The organism is Salmonella sp. SAL00653 (assembly GCF_046552515.1).
Taxonomy (GTDB): Bacteria; Pseudomonadota; Gammaproteobacteria; order Enterobacterales; family Enterobacteriaceae; genus Salmonella; species Salmonella enterica.
In genome coordinates this window covers 1-17322 of record NZ_JBGDTY010000007.1, presented here as the reverse complement: position 1 = coordinate 17322, position 17322 = coordinate 1, and the positions used below count along the sequence as shown (strand labels likewise).

Here is a 17322-nt window from a genome sequence, read left to right as displayed (position 1 = left end):
TTAGCGCTCACGCCTGATTTCAGTGGATAAAGCAATATGGATATCGTTGGCGGACAAAACTTACGTCAGATGTGGGACGACCTGGCCGGGGTGTACGGAGATAAAACGGCGTTAATTTTCGAATCCTGTGAGGGAATCGTTCGGCAGTTTAGCTATGCTTCGCTCAATGAAGAGATTAACCGCACGGCGAACCTTTTTTATTCCTTAGGGATCCGCAAGGGTGATAGGGTCGCGCTGCATCTGGATAACTGTCCGGAATTCATCTTTTGCTGGTTTGGACTGGCAAAAATCGGCGCCATTATGGTGCCGATTAATGCCCGCTTACTGGGCGAAGAAAGCGCCTGGATCCTGCAAAACAGCCAGGTGAGTCTGCTGGTTACCAGCGTCCAGTTTTATCCTATGTACCGTGAAATACGCCAGGACAATAGCACTCCGCTTAATCATATCTGTCTGATTGGCGAGCAGCTTCCGGCTGACGATGGCGTGAGCCACTTTTCCCAACTGCAAGCACGTCAATCGGCCACGCTGTGCTATACGCCCGCGTTATCCACTGACGATACGGCGGAAATTCTGTTTACCTCCGGTACCACCTCGCGTCCAAAAGGGGTGGTGATTACCCACTATAACCTGCGCTTTGCAGGCTATTACTCTGCATGGCAAATCGCCCTGCGCGATGATGACGTGTACATGACGGTGATGCCCGCTTTTCATATCGACTGTCAGTGTACCGCCGCAATGCCAGCCTTTTCCGCCGGCAGCACCTTTGTGCTCCTGGAGAAGTACAGCGCCAGGGCCTTCTGGGATCAGGTACGTAGATATCAGGCGACGGTGACCGAGTGCATTCCTATGATGATCCGCACGCTGATGGTCCAGCCCGCCGCACCAACGGACAGGCAGCATCATCTGCGCGAAGTGATGTTCTATCTCAATCTATCCGCGCAAGAAAAAGACGCCTTTACCGAACGCTTTGGCGTCAGGCTGCTGACCTCTTATGGTATGACTGAAACCATTGTCGGAATTATTGGCGACCGTCCCGGAGACAAACGGCGCTGGCCTTCCATTGGTCGCGTGGGTTTTAGCTATGAAGCTGAAATTCGCGACGATCAAAATCGCCCGCTGCCCGCCGGAGAAATTGGCGAAATCTGTATTAAAGGCATCCCCGGCAAGACTATCTTCAAAGAGTATTACATGCAGCCGGAGGCAACCGCCGGGGCGCTGGAACCAGAGGGCTGGTTACATACCGGTGATTCGGGTTACCAGGATGAGGATGGCTATTTCTATTTTGTCGACAGACGCTGCAACATGATTAAACGCGGCGGGGAAAATGTCTCCTGCGTCGAGCTGGAAAATATTATTTCTGCGCATCCGAAAATTCAGGACATTGTGGTGGTCGGTATTAAAGACGCGATCCGTGATGAGGCCATTAAAGCGTTTATCGTCCTTAATGAAGGTGAAACATTAAGCGAAGCCGAGTTTTTCAGCTTCTGCGAAAACAATATGGCGAAATTCAAGGTTCCCTCTTTTATGGAGATCAGAACCGACCTGCCGCGCAACTGTTCAGGAAAAATAATCAAAAAAAATCTGAAATAAACCTTCCGGCAGGAATCCCTCCCGCCGGGAAACTATTTATCTGGAGATGAACTATGAGTGAGTCATTACATCTGACCCGTAACGGCCCGATCCTGGAAATTACCCTCGACCGACCTAAAGCGAATGCCATTGACGCCAAAACCAGCTTTGCAATGGGTGAAGCTTTTCTTAATTTCCGTGACGATCCGGAATTACGCGTAGCAATCATTACCGGCGGCGGGGAGAAATTCTTTTCTGCTGGCTGGGACTTAAAAGCGGCAGCGGAAGGTGAAGCGCCGGATGCTGATTTTGGTCCCGGCGGCTTTGCTGGTTTAACCGAAATATTTGACCTCGATAAGCCGGTTATCGCCGCGGTGAACGGCTACGCGTTTGGCGGCGGTTTTGAGCTGGCGCTGGCGGCGGACTTTATTGTCTGCGCCGAAAACGCCAGTTTTGCGCTGCCGGAAGCAAAGCTCGGCATCGTGCCTGACAGCGGCGGCGTATTGCGTCTGCCTAAGCTGCTGCCACCGGCTATCGTCAACGAAATGGTAATGACCGGCAGACGAATGAGCGCCGAAGAAGCGCTGCGTTGGGGGATCGTGAACCGCGTTGTCAGCCAGAGCGAACTGATGGATAGCGCGCGCGAACTGGCGCAACAACTGGTCAATAGCGCCCCGCTGGCTATCGCGGCGCTGAAAGAGATTTATCGCGCGACCAGCGAAATGCCGGTAGAAGAAGGCTACCGCTACATCCGCAGCGGCGTACTGAAGCATTATCCGTCAGTGCTGCATTCAGAAGATGCGCTCGAAGGACCGCAGGCATTTGCCGAAAAACGCGATCCGGTGTGGAAAGGTCGTTAATGTGACTATGCCGGATGGCGCTTCGCTTATCCGGCCTACAGCACATGCGCAACCGTAGGCCGGATAAGGTGTTTACACCGCCATCCGGCAAAAAAAGCGAGGTACAACTATGAGCTATTACGCCTTTGAAGGACTGATCCCGGTGGTGCATCCGGACGCGTTTGTCCATCCCAGCGCCGTGCTGATTGGCGATGTCATCGTGGGCGCCGGTGTTTATATTGGCCCACTCGCGTCATTGCGTGGGGATTATGGTCGCCAGATCCTGGAGGCAGGCTCTAATCTGCAGGATGGCTGCATTATGCATGGCTACTGCGATACCGATACCATCGTGCATGAAAACGGCCATATCGGCCACGGCGCTATTTTACATGGCTGCGTGGTGGGACGGGACGCCCTGGTCGGCATGAATAGCGTCATTATGGACGGCGCAGTGATTGGCGAAGAGAGCATTGTCGCCGCCATGAGTTTTGTCAAAGCCGGATTTCAGGGTGAGGCAAGGCAACTGCTGGTGGGATCACCGGCGCGCGTACTACGCCAGGTTACGGACCAGGAGCTGCACTGGAAACGCCTCAATACCAAAGAATATCAGGATCTTGCGATCCGTTGTCGAACGGGGTTATCTGAAACGAAGCCGTTAACGCAGGTCGAAGAAAACCGACCGCGCCTGAAAGGCACGACGGACGTGAAGCCAAAATCAGCACAGTAATTGATGCCGGATGCGCTCACGCTTATCCGGCCTACGCGTCAATTACCGTTTACCCCGCCATCAGGTTAAACAGACAATTAGCGACGCATACTCTTGGAGAGCATCATCTGCCATTTCTGCTCACGGTTTAGCTCTGTGGGGGGAACGGCAGACAGCCGCGGCGCTTTCGCCACGCTCACTTTTCTTTCCTGCAAATTATGATTCAATCGGCGATAGAGTTGAGAGTCGATACTCACGACTTTCACCAGACGCTGGCACTGGCAGCCTCGTCCTGCAATTTGGTTAGGGATCATCTTCACTTCACAAACAATTTCCCCCACTTCTGACAGAATATAGGAGAGCGTATTAATTGCTTTGCAATGTTCAATATCAAATTGACGGGAAATCTCCCTGGCAGTGATCCATCGGTTCTCTGCCATCATCCAGTCAGCAATTAACAAATAAAGCGGTCTTTCAACATATTTTTCACACATAAGCACACCATTTCACAAATTAAAAATCTGGCTACGGCCTGTCCAAACTAATAAAAACTAAGCCATATTAAAATTGTGGATATGCAAGATAGTATGCGACTTAAATATTGATTAGTGTGAGCAATATCGTGCTTATTACATTGAAAATGTGGTTACGGAAACGGACTTCTCCAGGAATGACCTTACGCAAGATAAAAAAAGGGTTTCTTTACAGAAACCCTTTCAACATTATATTACAGGTCCGGTTAGAGCAATATCCACCGGACCCTTTGTTTACGACTTTTTGATCTGCGCGTGCATTTCCTGCACCGAGGTTACCTTCTCGGTGGCATCGGCATTGAGCGCCATCGTCGTGGCAAAACCGCCGTTCAGCGTGGTGTCATAATGCACCTTGTACTGCAGCGCGCTGCGGCGAATCACCCTGGAGTCTTCAATCGCGCGGCGACCTGCGGTGGTGTTGATGATGTAGGTATATTCGCCATTCTTGATACGGTCCTGAATGTGCGGACGACCTTCGTGCACCTTGTTCACCAGACGCGGGTTGATACCGGCTTCGCCCAGCACAATCGCCGTACCGTGGGTAGCATCCAGCTCGAAGCCCTGTTTCAGCAGCTTAGCGGCCAGGTCCACCACGCGCTCTTTGTCGCCTTCGCGAACGGAGAGCAGCGCACGGCCCTGTTTCTTCATGGTGGAGTTACTGCCCAGCTGCGCCTTAGCGAACGCTTCCGCGAAGGTACGGCCCACGCCCATCACTTCCCCGGTGGAGCGCATTTCTGGCCCTAACAGCGGGTCAACGCCCGGGAATTTGTTGAACGGCAGCACCACTTCTTTCACCGAGTAGTACGGCGGGATAATTTCTTGGGTCACGCCCTGCTCGGTCAGCGATTTGCCGGCCATTACGCGCGCCGCCACTTTCGCCAGCGGCACGCCGGTGGCTTTGGAGACGAACGGTACGGTACGCGCCGCACGCGGGTTAACTTCAATCAGATAGACTTCGTTGTCTTTCACCGCAAACTGCACGTTCATCAGGCCGCGCACCTGCAACTCGAAGGCCAGCTTCTGCACCTGCTGGCGCATCACGTCCTGAATTTCCTGGCTCAGCGTGTAGGCCGGCAGGGAACAGGCGGAGTCGCCGGAGTGTACGCCCGCCTGCTCGATGTGCTCCATGATACCGCCAATCAGCACCATTTCGCCGTCGCAGATAGCGTCCACGTCCACTTCAACCGCGTCATCAAGGAAGCGGTCCAGCAGCACCGGCGCATCGTTAGAGACGCTGACCGCTGTCTGGAAGTAGCGACACAGATCGGCTTCGTCATAGACAATTTCCATCGCCCGGCCGCCCAGCACGTAAGAAGGACGCACCACCAGCGGGTAGCCGATCTCTTTCGCTTTTTCGACAGCCTGTTCAATGGCGGTGACGGTGGCGTTGGCCGGTTGCTTCAGCTTCAGACGGTCAACCGCGTGCTGGAAGCGCTCGCGGTCTTCCGCGCGGTCGATGGCGTCCGGGCTGGTGCCGATAACCGGCACGCCTGCCGCTTCCAGCGCGCGCGCCAGCTTCAGCGGGGTCTGGCCGCCGTACTGCACGATAACGCCTTTCGGCTTCTCGATACGCACGATTTCCAGCACGTCTTCCAGCGTCACCGGCTCGAAGTACAGGCGGTCGGAAGTGTCGTAGTCGGTGGAGACGGTTTCCGGGTTACAGTTGACCATAATGGTCTCGTAACCGTCTTCGCGCAGCGCCAGCGAGGCGTGTACGCAGCAGTAGTCAAATTCGATACCCTGGCCGATACGGTTCGGGCCGCCGCCGAGGACCATGATTTTATCGCGGTCAACGGACGGGTTCGCTTCGCACTCATCTTCATAAGTGGAGTACATGTAGGCGGTATCGGTGGCGAATTCCGCCGCGCAGGTATCCACGCGTTTGTAAACCGGGTGCAGGTCATACTGATCACGCAGCTTACGGATTTCCGCCTCGCGTACGCCAGCCAGTTTTGCCAGACGCGCATCGGCAAACCCTTTACGCTTGAGCTGACGCAGGAAGTCGGCGTTGAGGCCAGTAATCCCGACTTCAGCCACTTTCTCTTCCAGACGCACCAGCTCTTCAATTTGCACCAGGAACCAGCGGTCGATGTTGGTCAGGTTAAAGACGCCATCCACAGACAAGCCCGCACGGAAAGCATCGGCGATGTACCAGATACGATCTGCGCCCGCGTCTTTCAGCTCGCGGCGGATTTTGGTCAGCGCTTCCGGGTCGTCAAGGCTGACTTTCGGGTCGAAGCCGGTAGCGCCGACTTCCAGGCCGCGCAGCGCTTTTTGCAGGGATTCCTGCTGCGTGCGGCCAATCGCCATCACTTCTCCGACCGATTTCATCTGGGTGGTCAGACGGTCGTTGGCACCGGCGAATTTCTCAAAGTTAAAGCGCGGAATTTTAGTAACCACATAGTCGATGGACGGCTCGAAGGAGGCCGGAGTGCGCCCGCCGGTGATGTCGTTCATCAGTTCGTCAAGGGTGTAACCTACCGCCAGTTTGGCGGCCACTTTGGCAATCGGGAAACCGGTGGCTTTCGACGCCAGCGCCGAGGAGCGGGATACGCGCGGGTTCATTTCGATAACGATCAGACGGCCGTTTTTCGGGTTCACTGCGAACTGGACGTTAGAACCGCCGGTTTCGACGCCGATTTCACGCAGAACCGCCATCGAGGCGTTACGCATGATTTGGTATTCTTTGTCGGTCAGAGTCTGCGCGGGCGCCACGGTGATCGAGTCACCGGTGTGGATACCCATGGCATCGAAGTTTTCGATAGAGCAGACGATGATGCAGTTGTCGTTTTTATCACGCACCACTTCCATCTCGTACTCTTTCCAGCCGATCAGCGATTCATCAATCAGCAGTTCGTTGGTTGGCGAGAGATCCAGACCGCGTTCGCAGATTTCTTCGAACTCTTCACGGTTGTAAGCGATACCGCCGCCGGTGCCGCCCATGGTAAAGGAAGGACGGATGATGCACGGGAAGCCCACGTCAGCGGCAACCGCCAGCGCTTCTTCCATAGTGTGCGCGATACCGGAACGCGCGGTGTCGAGACCAATTTTCTTCATCGCGATATCGAAGCGACGACGGTCTTCGGCTTTATCAATGGCGTCGGCGGTGGCGCCAATCATGGTGACGCCGAACTCTTCCAGCACGCCCTGCCGCTCCAGCTCCAGCGCGCAGTTCAGCGCGGTCTGGCCGCCCATGGTCGGCAGCACCGCATCCGGACGCTCTTTTTCAATGATTTTGCGCACCACTTCCCAGTGAATCGGCTCGATGTAGGTGGCATCGGCCATTTCCGGGTCGGTCATGATGGTGGCCGGGTTGGAGTTCACCAGAATGACGCGATAGCCCTCTTCGCGCAGGGCTTTACACGCCTGAGCGCCGGAGTAGTCAAACTCACACGCCTGACCGATAACAATCGGGCCCGCGCCCAGAATCAGGATGCTTTTTATATCTGTACGTTTTGGCATGGCTCTTATTACTCCTGATTATTTCGCGGACTGACGGTATTGCTCAATAAGCTCGATAAAGTGGTCGAACAGCGGCGCCGCATCGTGCGGGCCGGGGCTCGCTTCTGGGTGTCCCTGGAAGCTGAACGCCGGTTTGTCGGTACGGTGAATGCCCTGCAGGGTGCCGTCGAACAGCGACTTGTGGGTCACGCGCAGGTTGGCGGGCAGCGAGTCTTCATCCACCGCAAAGCCGTGGTTCTGCGCGGTGATCATCACCACGTTTCGGTCCATATCTTTTACCGGATGGTTGCCGCCGTGATGGCCGAACTTCATCTTAACGGTCTTCGCACCGCTCGCCAGCGCCAGCAGCTGATGGCCGAGGCAGATGCCGAACACAGGAATGTCGGTCTGGAGGAATTTCTTAATCGCCTCGATGGCGTAGTCGCACGGGGCCGGGTCGCCAGGGCCGTTCGACAGGAAGATGCCGTCCGGATTCATTTTCAGCACCTCTTCAGCAGAGGTTTGCGCTGGCACCACCGTCAGGCGGCAGCCGCGATCCACCAGCATGCGCAGGATGTTGCGTTTGGCGCCGAAATCATAGGCCACCACATGGAACGGCAGGTCATCCTCAGATTTCGCTTCCGGTAAACCGTCTTTCAGCGTCCAGCTACCCTGCGTCCAGCGGTAAGTTTCCGTCGTGGTCACTTCTTTCGCCAGATCCATACCGTTAAGTCCAGGAAATGCTTTCGCTTTTTCCAGCGCCAGCTTCGCATCCGGGCTATCGCCTGCAATGATGCAGCCGTTCTGTGCGCCTTTCTCACGCAGCAGTCGGGTCAGCTTGCGGGTATCGATATCGGCAATCGCCACGATGTTATGGCGTTTCAGGTAAGAAGAGAGGTCTTCGGTGTTACGGAAGTTGCTGGCAATCAGCGGCAGGTCGCGAATTACCAGACCTTGCGCATGAACCTGAGAAGATTCTTCATCGGCTTCATTGGTGCCGACATTACCAATATGGGGATAAGTAAGAGTGACGATTTGGCGGGAATAGGAAGGATCAGTGAGGATTTCTTGATAACCGGTCATTGAAGTATTGAAAACGACTTCCCCAACCGCCGAACCCGTTGCCCCAATGGCCCGACCGTGAAACTGGGTTCCGTCTTCCAGAACCAATAGCGCTGACTTAATCAAAATACCCTCCAGAGAATATTCACTCACTTTATTTGCATATTAATTCATCCAGTCAGTATGAAGCAATGCAAATTTGCTTACCCGTGGATTTCTGGCAAACGGCGGCATTCTGAAGTTAAGCCGGATAAAAGTCAACTTAAAGCGGGTATTTTTTATGTTATTTTGCACATTATAAGGAAGTTATTCTGTTTAAGAGGCAAAAAGATCAACTAAGTGACGATAGAAAACGCTTGCGCTTCCTTGAGTTAGCAAAAAACTGGCTGGCATGATAAAAAGTGGACCAAATGGTCAAATTTCACATTAAAACAACAAAAAACAACGATAAAAACTCACTTAATAGCCATCAATACCATTAAATGCATAAAGATTCAAAATCAAGAAAGTTAACGACAAAAAAAATTTTAAAAATCAATATATTAAAAACATAAAAAACAAATCAAATGCATCATAAAATCAACAAAAAACAGCAAATTAAGACAATGTAATAAGAATTACAATCGCGATATAAAGATCCAGCTTCTTTTTCTTTAAGACAGGCACATACGATTGGACCACAACCAGCCTCACTACAGCATAAAAAAGCCAACCTATTGAAGCAAAAGAGATAAAACGCCCCCGAGGAACAGCACTCCCCCTCCGATGGATATCAGTCTTATCAGTCTGGTCGAGGTGCCTTTTGCATACGGTAAGCCGCTGCGGCTGAACATGTCGTGGGCGAAGAAACTGTCGAAACATGAATGGCGAAAGGCGTTACTTATCTGACCGAATAACCGGGGGGCAAAAAAAACAAAAGGGCAATAATATATTGCCCTTTGTAATCAATTAATCTTGATTACCACAACCACATCACGAAGGTATTTAGTCGCTATAATACATCCAGCCCCAGCACATCCCGCATGTCAAATAGCCCATTTTTCTTCGTTTTTAGCCATAACGCCGATCGCAACGCGCCATTTGCAAACGTCATGCGGCTGGAAGCTTTATGCGTAATCTCTACGCGCTCGCCAATATCGGCAAACATCGCGGTATGTTCGCCGACGATGTCGCCCGCCCGAACGGTCGCAAAGCCAATCGTGCCCGCTACGCGCTCGCCGGTATAACCTTCACGCGAGTAGACCGCGCAGTCCTTCAGATCTTTATCCAGCGCCCCGGCGATTGCCTCGCCCATTGCCAGCGCCGTACCCGACGGTGCATCCACTTTATGGCGGTGGTGCGCTTCAATAATTTCAATATCGCTATAGTCGCCCATTACCTTCGCGGCTTTCTCCAGCAGCTTGAGCATGACGTTAACACCGACGCTAAAGTTTGCGGCGAAAACGATCGCAATCTCTTGTGACGCCTCGCGAATGGCTTGTTTACCGGCGTCGTCAAAGCCGGTAGTACCAATCACCATCCCTTTACCATGCTGGCGGCAAAACGCCAGATGCGTCAACGTGCCTTCCGGACGGGTAAAATCGATGAAAACGTCAAAATCATCTTTTACCGCCTCAAGGCTGCTTTGAACGGTCACGCCGGACTTTCCCCCCCCTGCCAGTTCGCCAGCATCGCTGCCCAGCAAGGAAGAGCCTTCGCGCTCCAGCGCGGCACCCAGCTGAACACCTTCCATCGCCATGGCGGCCTGGATTAACTGCCGTCCCATGCGGCCACCGGCGCCGGCAATGGCGACGCGGATTTGTGCTTCATGCATAGCTATTCTCTTTTGTAAAAATTGCGTAAACCGTTTTCAGAGTAACCAGCGCGCCCGGAGGCCGCCATCTAAAATCGCCGATAATTAGAAATTAATGATAAACAGGGAGCAATATCAGTAAAAGACATGATTCATCCCGCAGGATGAATCATTGCTGGAGAGAATGAAAGAAGAGAAACTTACTCAGGATAGAGGGAACCGGCAGGAAAATGACTTAAAAACCAGGTCACTGCCAGTAAATCCGCGCTACCGCCAGGGCTTAAGTTACGCAGGATGAGTTCATCATCGAGGGACTGCATCGCTTCAATGCCCCCCTCAACCAATACGCCCCCTTGCCACAACAATTTTTGTGCCTGCTGCTGCACGTAGTAAAGCCCTTCCAGGCCTCCCCGCGACACCAGATTGGTATCATCATTCCACGCCATCAGATGCAACAATGTTTGCAGTAGGGCAAGATGGGTATCGTCATGCTCCTGCACGACCCGGTTAAACACCGGCAAAGCCTGCGTTCTGACGGTTCGAAAACCGCTTTCCGCTTCTCCCCGCGCGCCCGACAGGCCATAACACTGGAAATGGGTTTCACTCTTTGTCAGTTTTCCCGCTTTTTTTGCTGAGAGCTCGTGGGCAACAATATTCCGACTCAGGCGGGCAACCTGGTCGCAGATACGATTTTGCTCCAACGGTTCTCCCCGCGCGAGAAGTCGGCCAATCGCTGCGCTCAGTAGGCCAAAAGCGAAAATCGCCCCGCGATGGGTATTCACACCATTGGTCGCCTGTAGCATATCGTTCTCACAGGCCATCCCCAGCGGACGCAGCATCACTAGGACATTTTCTGCCGCCAGCGCCGCCGTGTTGTTGCCCATGATAAAAAACTTTTCCATCCATGGAGCAATGGCGGTAGTGCTACGTTCAAATGCCGCCAGATCCATATCCCTATGCGCTCCCGAATTACGAATATCGACCAGACCGGGTTTTGGTGTCAGCCTGGCTTCCGTCAGCAGCGCTCTTGCAACCAACCCATTAAGTTCGCCAGCCGCCAGCGATGAGTACGCTGGCGTACGCCGTTCAGTCACAACGCTCACGTTCATAGCATTCAATCCTTCGTGCAATTTCATCCAACAAAAGGTCAAGGGTGTGATGCTTGCCCCGGGCACAGAGATGAGCATCCTGCTGGCATATCAAACATGGCCGGGCAGGATGCCCGAGTTCACGGCGTGATAGCGACTTACCGTCGCTATCAATAATGTCGATGTCCCAAAGCCGCCCTAACGGATGGCTCATCTCTAGTGTCGACATGTGCTGTTTCAACGCCATTGCCGGCGCACAGACCGCTGCCATCCATTCCGGGCCGCTGCGTTCATTTACCTGCATTTCCCAGACGTTGACCCACTCCTTCTGTTCGCAAAGCGTCAGTATTTCGGCAATTGCGTAATCGGCGACACGCCGCCAGACCGCTGAGTTTTTAACGGCGCCCGGTGCAACCAGCGTGAGGGAAATCAACGGTAGCCGATAGCAGTTCAACGCCTGACGCTGCCTGGCGGCACGTTTATCGCGCGCTTGTAGCATCTCCTCCAGCGTAACTGCCTGGCCCTGGTACAGCAGGTCTGTGCCCTTCATCAGCCTTTAACCTGGCGAATCACGTCAATCACTGAACCGTCGCGATAACGCACCACAGCCACCACCCGATCGGTAAACTCAATCGGCTGCGGTTTACCGGTCAGTTGCTCAGCGCGCTGTTGCAGTTGTTCGATGGTCATCAGCGCCACACCCGCAGCACGCAGGTTATCAAGCAGATCCTGACGCGCAGGGTTCACCGCAATACCATGGTCGGTAACCAGCACATCAACACTTGCCCCTGGCGTGACGGTAGTCAGCACTTTTTCCACTACGCATGGGATTCGGCCACGGACCAGCGGTGCGGTAATAATGGTGAGATCGGCCCCTGCTGCCGTATCGCTATGGCCGCCCGATGCGCCACGCAGTACGCCGTTTAAACCGGTCATCACGTTAACGTTGAAATTCACGTCAATTTCCAGCGCGCTCAGCATCACCACGTTCAGGCGTTCGCATGCCGCGCCTTTAGAGGCGGGGTTCGCGTATTGATTGGTTGAGATTTCAATATGATGCGGGTTCTGCGCCAGCGAACGGGCGGCATCGCCATCGAATGATTGCGTATCCAGCAACGCTTTGATCAACCCTTTCTCATGCAGATCCACCATCGTGCCGGTGATCCCGCCCAGGCCAAAACTCGCAGTAATGTTGTGGCGACGCATTTTGTCTTCCAGGAAACGGGTGACCGCCAGAGATGCGCCACCGGTGCCGGTTTGCAGCGAGAAACCGTCACAAAAATAACCTGAGTGTTCGATCACATTGGCCGCCTGCCGGGCGATCAACAGTTCACGCGGGTTGCTGGACAGACGAATCGCGCCCGCGGTGATTTTTTCCGGATCCCCTACCTCATCCACCTGCACGATTAAATCAACCTGATCCTGCGCGATACTGGCCGGATAATTGGGGAATTCGACCCACTCTTCAGTCAGGAGCACCACACATTTAGCGTACTGCGCATCAACCTGCGCATACCCCAAAGAGCCGCAGCGTGACTTGCCGCTAAAGCCGTTCGCATTACCAAATTCGTCGCAGCACGGCACGCCGAGGAAAGCGACATCAATATTCAGCTCACCGCTCTGAATCAGTTTTACGCGGCCGCCGTGAGAGTGGATCTGTACCGGGTTTTCCATCAGGCCAGCGGAGATCTCTTCCCCTAACTTGCCGCGCAGCCCGGAGGTGTAGATCTGCCGCACCACGCCATTTTTAATGTGTTCGATAAGCGGCCAGTGGGCATCAATTAATGAGCTGGAGGCAAGCGTCAGATCGCGGAATCCCATTTCCGCCAGCTTCGCCATCACCATATTGACGACTTTGTCGCCACCACGAAACGCATGGTGGAAGGATATCGTCATGCCATTTTTAAGCCCGGAACGACGGATAGCCTCTTCAAGCGAGTCACAAATTTTACGCCGACGCTTTTCCGTTTCACTGGCAAGCCACGGGCTGTTCGCTGTTACCCCCTGGTAGGGCTGTAATCCTTCCGGTACGACATATTGCTGGTTGAGCATGGTTACAGTCTCTTTCATGGTTCCTTCCTTAATCACGAATACCGGAAGCCGACAGCGCCACCACTTTGCGCGCGTGGTCGATAATCGGGCCGTCAATCATTTTGCCGTTGAGTGAAACGACGCCCAGACCGCGAGACTCAGCCTCTTCAGCGGCGGCAATCACCTCATACGCATGCTCAACTTCTTTACGTGTCGGAGAATAAGCCTGATGTAACAGCTCAATCTGACGTGGGTTCACTAAGGACTTACCGTTAAAACCAAGCCCTTTCGCCAACTGCACTTCCTTCAGGAAGCCTTCTTCATTATTGATATCCGACCAAACGACATCATAGGCGGCAATACCCGCAACGCGCGCCGCATGCAGCACTGCGCAGCGGGCGTAGAACAGCTCGGTGCCATCGCCCCGGCAGGTGCCCATATCCATCACGTAATCAAATGCCGCCAGCGCAATTGCCACCATGCGCGGGCTGGAGGTGGCGATGTCGACGGCATTGACCACGCCTTTCGCTGATTCGATCGCCGCCATTAGCCTGGTACTGCCGACTTCGCGTCCGCATTCACGCTCGATCCGTTCGACCTGCGCTTCCAGCTCCAGCACATCGTTTTTGCTGTCGGTTTTCGGCAGACGCACAATATCCGCGCCACCACGCACGACGGCTTCAAGATCGGCCAGACCGAACGGCGTGTTCAGTGGATTAATGCGCACCACTTTTTCAACATCCTGATAGAACGGATGTTGAAGCGCGTGATGAACTAAAAGACGGGCGGTATCTTTCTCACGTAACGCTACGGCGTCTTCTAAGTCGAACATCACCGCGTCCGCACCGTAGACAAACGAGGTGCTCAACATGGCCGCATTTGCGCCGGGGATAAACAACATACTGCGACGTGGTCTCATAACGCACTCCATTGAATTTCCGTTTGTTCTGCAGCGTGCAGCGCCGCTGCCTGCACTCGGGCGCGTAAAATGCACTCCAGCGCGCCTTTGTCATCGACGCTAACCAGCGCGCGTTCAACGCCGAGTTTCGCCAGCGTTTCCCGAACCACCTGCTCAATCGCCGCGCCAAACTGCTGCTTCACCAGACTCTCTAGCTCCAGCCGAATTCCTGGCTCGCTGGATGGACCAATCCTGATCATCACATCGCTGGATTCCAGCGTGCCTGCCAGGGCATCTTTAATGATTTTCATTAGTTATGTTCCTTGTTAACGGTGTTACGTCATATGGTTTCAGTGTGTCTGGCGGCATGCCGCTGCAGATATGCCAGGGTGCCAGCAGGCACCAGCGCGCTTATTGCCGACCAATTACGTTCGCTATACAGTTTTCTGACGCGAGAGGCGGAAATAGCCGCGCCGTTTTTCTCTACTCGCGCCAGCTCGACGACCTCAATAACCGGGCCGCTGCGCTTCGGATCGTGTAAAATGTCGTGCATTCGCTGGTTATAGGCACAGGTCAGAGGGCAAAACGGTTCACTGCCGACAAAACGATGGGTAATCCCCAGCGCTGGAGCCAGATGTTCACGGAAGAGTTGCAGATCGATCTGGCAATGGCAGTCGTCTACAACCCCTTTTTCTTTGAGGAAATAGCCGGGAAACGTCGCACGCGAGATCATATAAGCGGAGCCGGAATGCAACGTGACGTTGTCAATACCCGCGATTCCTTGTTCGATCAGCGCCCAACGGTCGGTATAGGAAAAAAATGAAGCATCTTCTTTGACCACAAACAGATGCAACCAGTCACAGGCCGCAGCCGCTTGCTCCACCAGATAACGGTGGCCCAAGGTAAACGGATTGGCGTTCATGGCGATGGCGCCGATCGTTTTTCCCGGTTGACGATAAAGCGCCAGTTGGCGACAAAAGCGCGCTAACCGTTCACTGCTGTTCTCCATTATCACCGCCAGCTCACCTGCCTGCGCAATGGGCCAAAACCCCGCGCCAGAAAACAGCAGCCGATTTTGCGGCTTAGTGAACAGGAAAAGCTCGCTGCGGTTTAACTCGTAGGCCAATGTAAGCAGCTCAGTCAGCAGTTTGAGGCTGAGCCCTTCCCCTTGTAAAACCGGGGAAACGGCGATGCATTTCAGTACGTTTCCGGCCAGCGAGCCGCATCCAACTATCTCACCCTGCCAATATGCGCATACCGCGATTTCACAATCATCTTCCAGGGCGAGTCCCACGCCCTCCAGAAACATGGCGACCGACTCGCGACGAAATACATCCTTTTGCAAATAAATGCGTTTAAATATTAGATTCACTCTATTCTGCATCCGTCAGCAAATAACGTCGCATATTTCGCCAGCGTTTGTATTACTCGTCTGGAATAGACATCACACTTTCCCCCTTGCTTTTATAAGCTTTATGGTTTTTATTTTCTTAATTAACCAGAGTTAATAAAAATAATTAAATTAATTAAAAACACAACCATTCAGTGAAGATAGTCACATCTCACGGTTCATTGAATTTATTAGTATGCGCGGGTCTTGTTATCCATCAATACTCAGGAAAATGTTTATGACCAACATGACCCAGGCTTCGGCGACGGAGAAAAAGGGGGCTAGCGATTTACTCAGATTCAAAATCTTTGGTATGCCGCTACCGCTTTATGCTTTTGCATTAATTACTTTATTACTTTCTCATTTTTATAATGCTATACCGACTGACTTAGTTGGTGGTTTTGCCCTTATGTTTGTGATGGGGGCCATTTTTGGTGAAATCGGCAAACGTTTACCGATCTTCAATAAATATATTGGCGGCGCACCGGTTATGATATTTCTGGTTGCGGCTTATTTTGTCTATGCTGGCATATTTACGCAGAAAGAAATTGATGCGATCAGCAACGTAATGGATAAAAGCAACTTCCTTAACCTGTTTATCGCAGTGTTGATCACAGGCGCGATCCTGTCGGTAAACCGTAAGCTGCTATTAAAATCACTGCTGGGCTATATCCCAACCATCCTCGCCGGGATTGTCGGCGCGTCCCTTTTCGGTATCGTCATTGGTCTGTGCTTCGGTATCCCGGTCGACCGTATCATGATGCTGTACGTTCTGCCGATTATGGGCGGTGGTAACGGCGCGGGCGCCGTGCCTCTGTCTGAAATTTATCACTCGGTTACCGGACGTTCTCGCGAAGAGTATTACTCAACGGCTATTGCTATTCTGACCATTGCGAATATCTTCGCCATTATTTTCGCCGCCCTCCTCGATATGATAGGCAAAAAATACACCTGGCTTAGCGGTGAAGGTGAATTGGTTCGTAAGGCTTCCTTCAAAACCGAAGATGATGAAAAGGCCGGTCAGATTACCCATCGTGAAACGGCGGTTGGCATGGTGCTATCCACCACCTGCTTCCTGCTGGCCTATGTCGTTGCCAAAAAAATTCTGCCAAGCATCGGCGGCGTCTCTATTCACTACTTCGCCTGGATGGTCCTGATTGTTGCTGCGCTGAACGCATCAGGTCTTTGCTCACCGGAGATTAAAGCCGGGGCGAAACGTCTTTCTGACTTCTTCTCCAAACAGCTACTGTGGGTGCTGATGGTAGGTGTGGGTGTTTGCTACACCGATCTGCAAGAGATCATCGATGCCCTGACGTTCGCGAACGTCGTTATCGCCGCAATCATTGTGGTCGGCGCTGTCGTTGGCGCAGCTATCGGGGGCTGGTTGATTGGCTTCTACCCGATTGAATCATCCATTACTGCGGGTCTTTGTATGGCCAACCGCGGCGGCTCCGGCGAGCTGGAAGTGCTCTCCGCCTGTAACCGTATGAACCTCATTTCATATGCACAAATTTCCTCTCGTCTGGGCGGCGGTATTGTGCTGGTTATCGCTAGCATCGTGTTCAGCATGATGGTGTAAAAAAACGCACGGCGGTGTCTTTGCCGCAAACGACCTGGAGAAAAGTAGAGGCCAAAGCCAGAGGTGGCCAAGGGAAATCCACTCTACTCCTTAGCCGGATTCACCAGGAAGGTTGTCGTCAAGGCCACCGTCGCGCCTCTCATTATGGAAAATGATTCATGAATGAAGCTGTACTACTGGGTGAAGGTTTCACCCTGATGTTTTTAGGGATGGGGTTCGTACTGAGCTTTCTGTTCCTGCTCATCTTTGCCATTCGCGGCATGTCTGCCGTGATTACTCGCTTCTTCCCGGAACCCGTCGCCGCGCCCGCACCGCGTGCCGTTCCCGTCGTGGACGACTTCACCCGCTTAAAGCCGGTGATTGCCGCCGCCATTCACCATCACCGCCTTAACGC

16 protein-coding genes are annotated in these 17322 nt (G+C 53.3%); 6 read left to right on the top strand and 10 right to left on the bottom strand.

The features are described from left to right. The first annotated feature begins 36 nt into the window (after positions 1 to 36). The 3 genes from caiC to caiE all read left to right on the top strand — a co-directional run bounded on the left by caiC (position 37) and on the right by caiE (position 3135). Complete coding sequence (caiC, locus tag ACLJRU_RS10035) at positions 37 to 1590, top strand: crotonobetaine/carnitine-CoA ligase (protein WP_011264179.1); 1554 nt, start codon at positions 37 to 39, stop codon at positions 1588 to 1590. Positions 1591 to 1643: 53 nt separating this feature from the next. Next, entirely contained in the window at positions 1644 to 2429 is a 786-nt protein-coding gene (gene caiD / locus ACLJRU_RS10030) for a crotonobetainyl-CoA hydratase (protein WP_000004376.1), read from the top strand. 109 nt (positions 2430 to 2538) lie between these two features. Then, positions 2539 to 3135 (top strand): carnitine operon protein CaiE, encoded by a 597-nt coding sequence (caiE, locus tag ACLJRU_RS10025; protein ID WP_001538919.1) that lies wholly within the window; start codon positions 2539 to 2541, stop codon positions 3133 to 3135. A gap of 77 nt (positions 3136 to 3212) precedes the next feature. Here caiE and caiF read toward each other — a convergent pair whose 3' ends face one another. From caiF to carA, 3 genes are all read right to left on the bottom strand, one after another. Continuing rightward, entirely contained in the window at positions 3213 to 3608 is a 396-nt protein-coding gene (gene caiF, locus ACLJRU_RS10020; RefSeq protein ID WP_000333324.1) for a carnitine metabolism transcriptional regulator CaiF, read from the bottom strand. Positions 3609 to 3881: 273 nt separating this feature from the next. Beyond that, positions 3882 to 7109, bottom strand: a complete 3228-nt coding sequence (gene carB, locus ACLJRU_RS10015) for a carbamoyl-phosphate synthase large subunit (protein WP_001538917.1) — start codon at positions 7107 to 7109, stop codon at positions 3882 to 3884. An 18-nt stretch (positions 7110 to 7127) separates the two neighbouring features. Beyond that, positions 7128 to 8276: a glutamine-hydrolyzing carbamoyl-phosphate synthase small subunit gene (gene carA, locus ACLJRU_RS10010; RefSeq protein ID WP_000597284.1), complete on the bottom strand. Its 1149-nt coding sequence runs from the start codon at positions 8274 to 8276 to the stop codon at positions 7128 to 7130. Between the two features lie 639 nt (positions 8277 to 8915). Between carA and ACLJRU_RS10005 the strand changes: the two genes are divergently transcribed. Further along, positions 8916 to 9038: a hypothetical protein gene (locus ACLJRU_RS10005; RefSeq protein ID WP_000355310.1), complete on the top strand. Its 123-nt coding sequence runs from the start codon at positions 8916 to 8918 to the stop codon at positions 9036 to 9038. Positions 9039 to 9141: 103 nt separating this feature from the next. Here ACLJRU_RS10005 and dapB read toward each other — a convergent pair whose 3' ends face one another. The 7 genes from dapB to citC form a co-directional block, all read right to left on the bottom strand. Beyond that, a complete protein-coding gene (dapB, locus tag ACLJRU_RS10000) occupies positions 9142 to 9963 on the bottom strand; it encodes a 4-hydroxy-tetrahydrodipicolinate reductase (protein WP_023234795.1) in 822 nt (273 codons plus the stop codon). A 179-nt stretch (positions 9964 to 10142) separates the two neighbouring features. Further along, a complete protein-coding gene (gene citG / locus ACLJRU_RS09995) occupies positions 10143 to 11051 on the bottom strand; it encodes a triphosphoribosyl-dephospho-CoA synthase CitG (RefSeq protein ID WP_001103238.1) in 909 nt (302 codons plus the stop codon). Beyond that, positions 11029 to 11580: a citrate lyase holo-[acyl-carrier protein] synthase gene (gene citX / locus ACLJRU_RS09990; RefSeq protein ID WP_187790643.1), complete on the bottom strand. Its 552-nt coding sequence runs from the start codon at positions 11578 to 11580 to the stop codon at positions 11029 to 11031. Before citX ends, citG begins: the two co-directional genes overlap by 23 nt. Then, positions 11580 to 13100 (bottom strand): citrate lyase subunit alpha, encoded by a 1521-nt coding sequence (gene citF, locus ACLJRU_RS09985; RefSeq protein WP_001538914.1) that lies wholly within the window; start codon positions 13098 to 13100, stop codon positions 11580 to 11582. Before citF ends, citX begins: the two co-directional genes overlap by 1 nt. A 10-nt stretch (positions 13101 to 13110) precedes the next feature. Beyond that, positions 13111 to 13980 carry a citrate (pro-3S)-lyase subunit beta gene (gene citE / locus ACLJRU_RS09980; protein ID WP_001247809.1) on the bottom strand — a complete coding sequence of 290 codons (870 nt, stop codon included), beginning with the start codon at positions 13978 to 13980 and terminating at the stop codon, positions 13111 to 13113. Continuing rightward, positions 13977 to 14270 (bottom strand): citrate lyase acyl carrier protein, encoded by a 294-nt coding sequence (citD, locus tag ACLJRU_RS09975; protein ID WP_038393933.1) that lies wholly within the window; start codon positions 14268 to 14270, stop codon positions 13977 to 13979. Before citD ends, citE begins: the two co-directional genes overlap by 4 nt. A gap of 29 nt (positions 14271 to 14299) precedes the next feature. Next, positions 14300 to 15343, bottom strand: coding sequence for a [citrate (pro-3S)-lyase] ligase (citC, locus tag ACLJRU_RS09970; RefSeq protein WP_001538913.1), 1044 nt, complete (start codon positions 15341 to 15343; stop codon positions 14300 to 14302). 244 nt (positions 15344 to 15587) lie between these two features. Between citC and citS the strand changes: the two genes are divergently transcribed. After that, positions 15588 to 16928, top strand: coding sequence for a citrate/sodium symporter CitS (gene citS, locus ACLJRU_RS09965; protein WP_187790642.1), 1341 nt, complete (start codon positions 15588 to 15590; stop codon positions 16926 to 16928). 158 nt (positions 16929 to 17086) lie between these two features. Further along, positions 17087 to 17322, top strand: a 236-nt coding sequence (locus ACLJRU_RS09960; protein WP_001001155.1) for an oxaloacetate decarboxylase subunit gamma, incomplete at its 3' end; no start/stop codon positions are given.

What these genes read in the sequence shown, in the direction of transcription:
- caiC (WP_011264179.1), top strand. Translation starts at nt 37, where the DNA reads ATGGATATCGTTGGCGGACAAAACTTACGTCAGATGTGGGACGACCTG.
- caiD (WP_000004376.1), top strand. Translation starts at nt 1,644, where the DNA reads ATGAGTGAGTCATTACATCTGACCCGTAACGGCCCGATCCTGGAAATT.
- caiE (WP_001538919.1), top strand. Translation starts at nt 2,539, where the DNA reads ATGAGCTATTACGCCTTTGAAGGACTGATCCCGGTGGTGCATCCGGAC.
- caiF (WP_000333324.1), bottom strand. Translation starts at nt 3,608, where the DNA reads ATGTGTGAAAAATATGTTGAAAGACCGCTTTATTTGTTAATTGCTGAC.
- carB (WP_001538917.1), bottom strand. Translation starts at nt 7,109, where the DNA reads ATGCCAAAACGTACAGATATAAAAAGCATCCTGATTCTGGGCGCGGGC.
- ACLJRU_RS10005 (WP_000355310.1), top strand. Translation starts at nt 8,916, where the DNA reads ATGGATATCAGTCTTATCAGTCTGGTCGAGGTGCCTTTTGCATACGGT.
- dapB (WP_023234795.1), bottom strand. Translation starts at nt 9,963, where the DNA reads ATGCATGAAGCACAAATCCGCGTCGCCATTGCCGGCGCCGGTGGCCGC.
- citG (WP_001103238.1), bottom strand. Translation starts at nt 11,051, where the DNA reads ATGAACGTGAGCGTTGTGACTGAACGGCGTACGCCAGCGTACTCATCG.
- citX (WP_187790643.1), bottom strand. Translation starts at nt 11,580, where the DNA reads ATGAAGGGCACAGACCTGCTGTACCAGGGCCAGGCAGTTACGCTGGAG.
- citF (WP_001538914.1), bottom strand. Translation starts at nt 13,100, where the DNA reads ATGAAAGAGACTGTAACCATGCTCAACCAGCAATATGTCGTACCGGAA.
- citE (WP_001247809.1), bottom strand. Translation starts at nt 13,980, where the DNA reads ATGAGACCACGTCGCAGTATGTTGTTTATCCCCGGCGCAAATGCGGCC.
- citD (WP_038393933.1), bottom strand. Translation starts at nt 14,270, where the DNA reads ATGAAAATCATTAAAGATGCCCTGGCAGGCACGCTGGAATCCAGCGAT.
- citC (WP_001538913.1), bottom strand. Translation starts at nt 15,343, where the DNA reads ATGCAGAATAGAGTGAATCTAATATTTAAACGCATTTATTTGCAAAAG.
- citS (WP_187790642.1), top strand. Translation starts at nt 15,588, where the DNA reads ATGACCAACATGACCCAGGCTTCGGCGACGGAGAAAAAGGGGGCTAGC.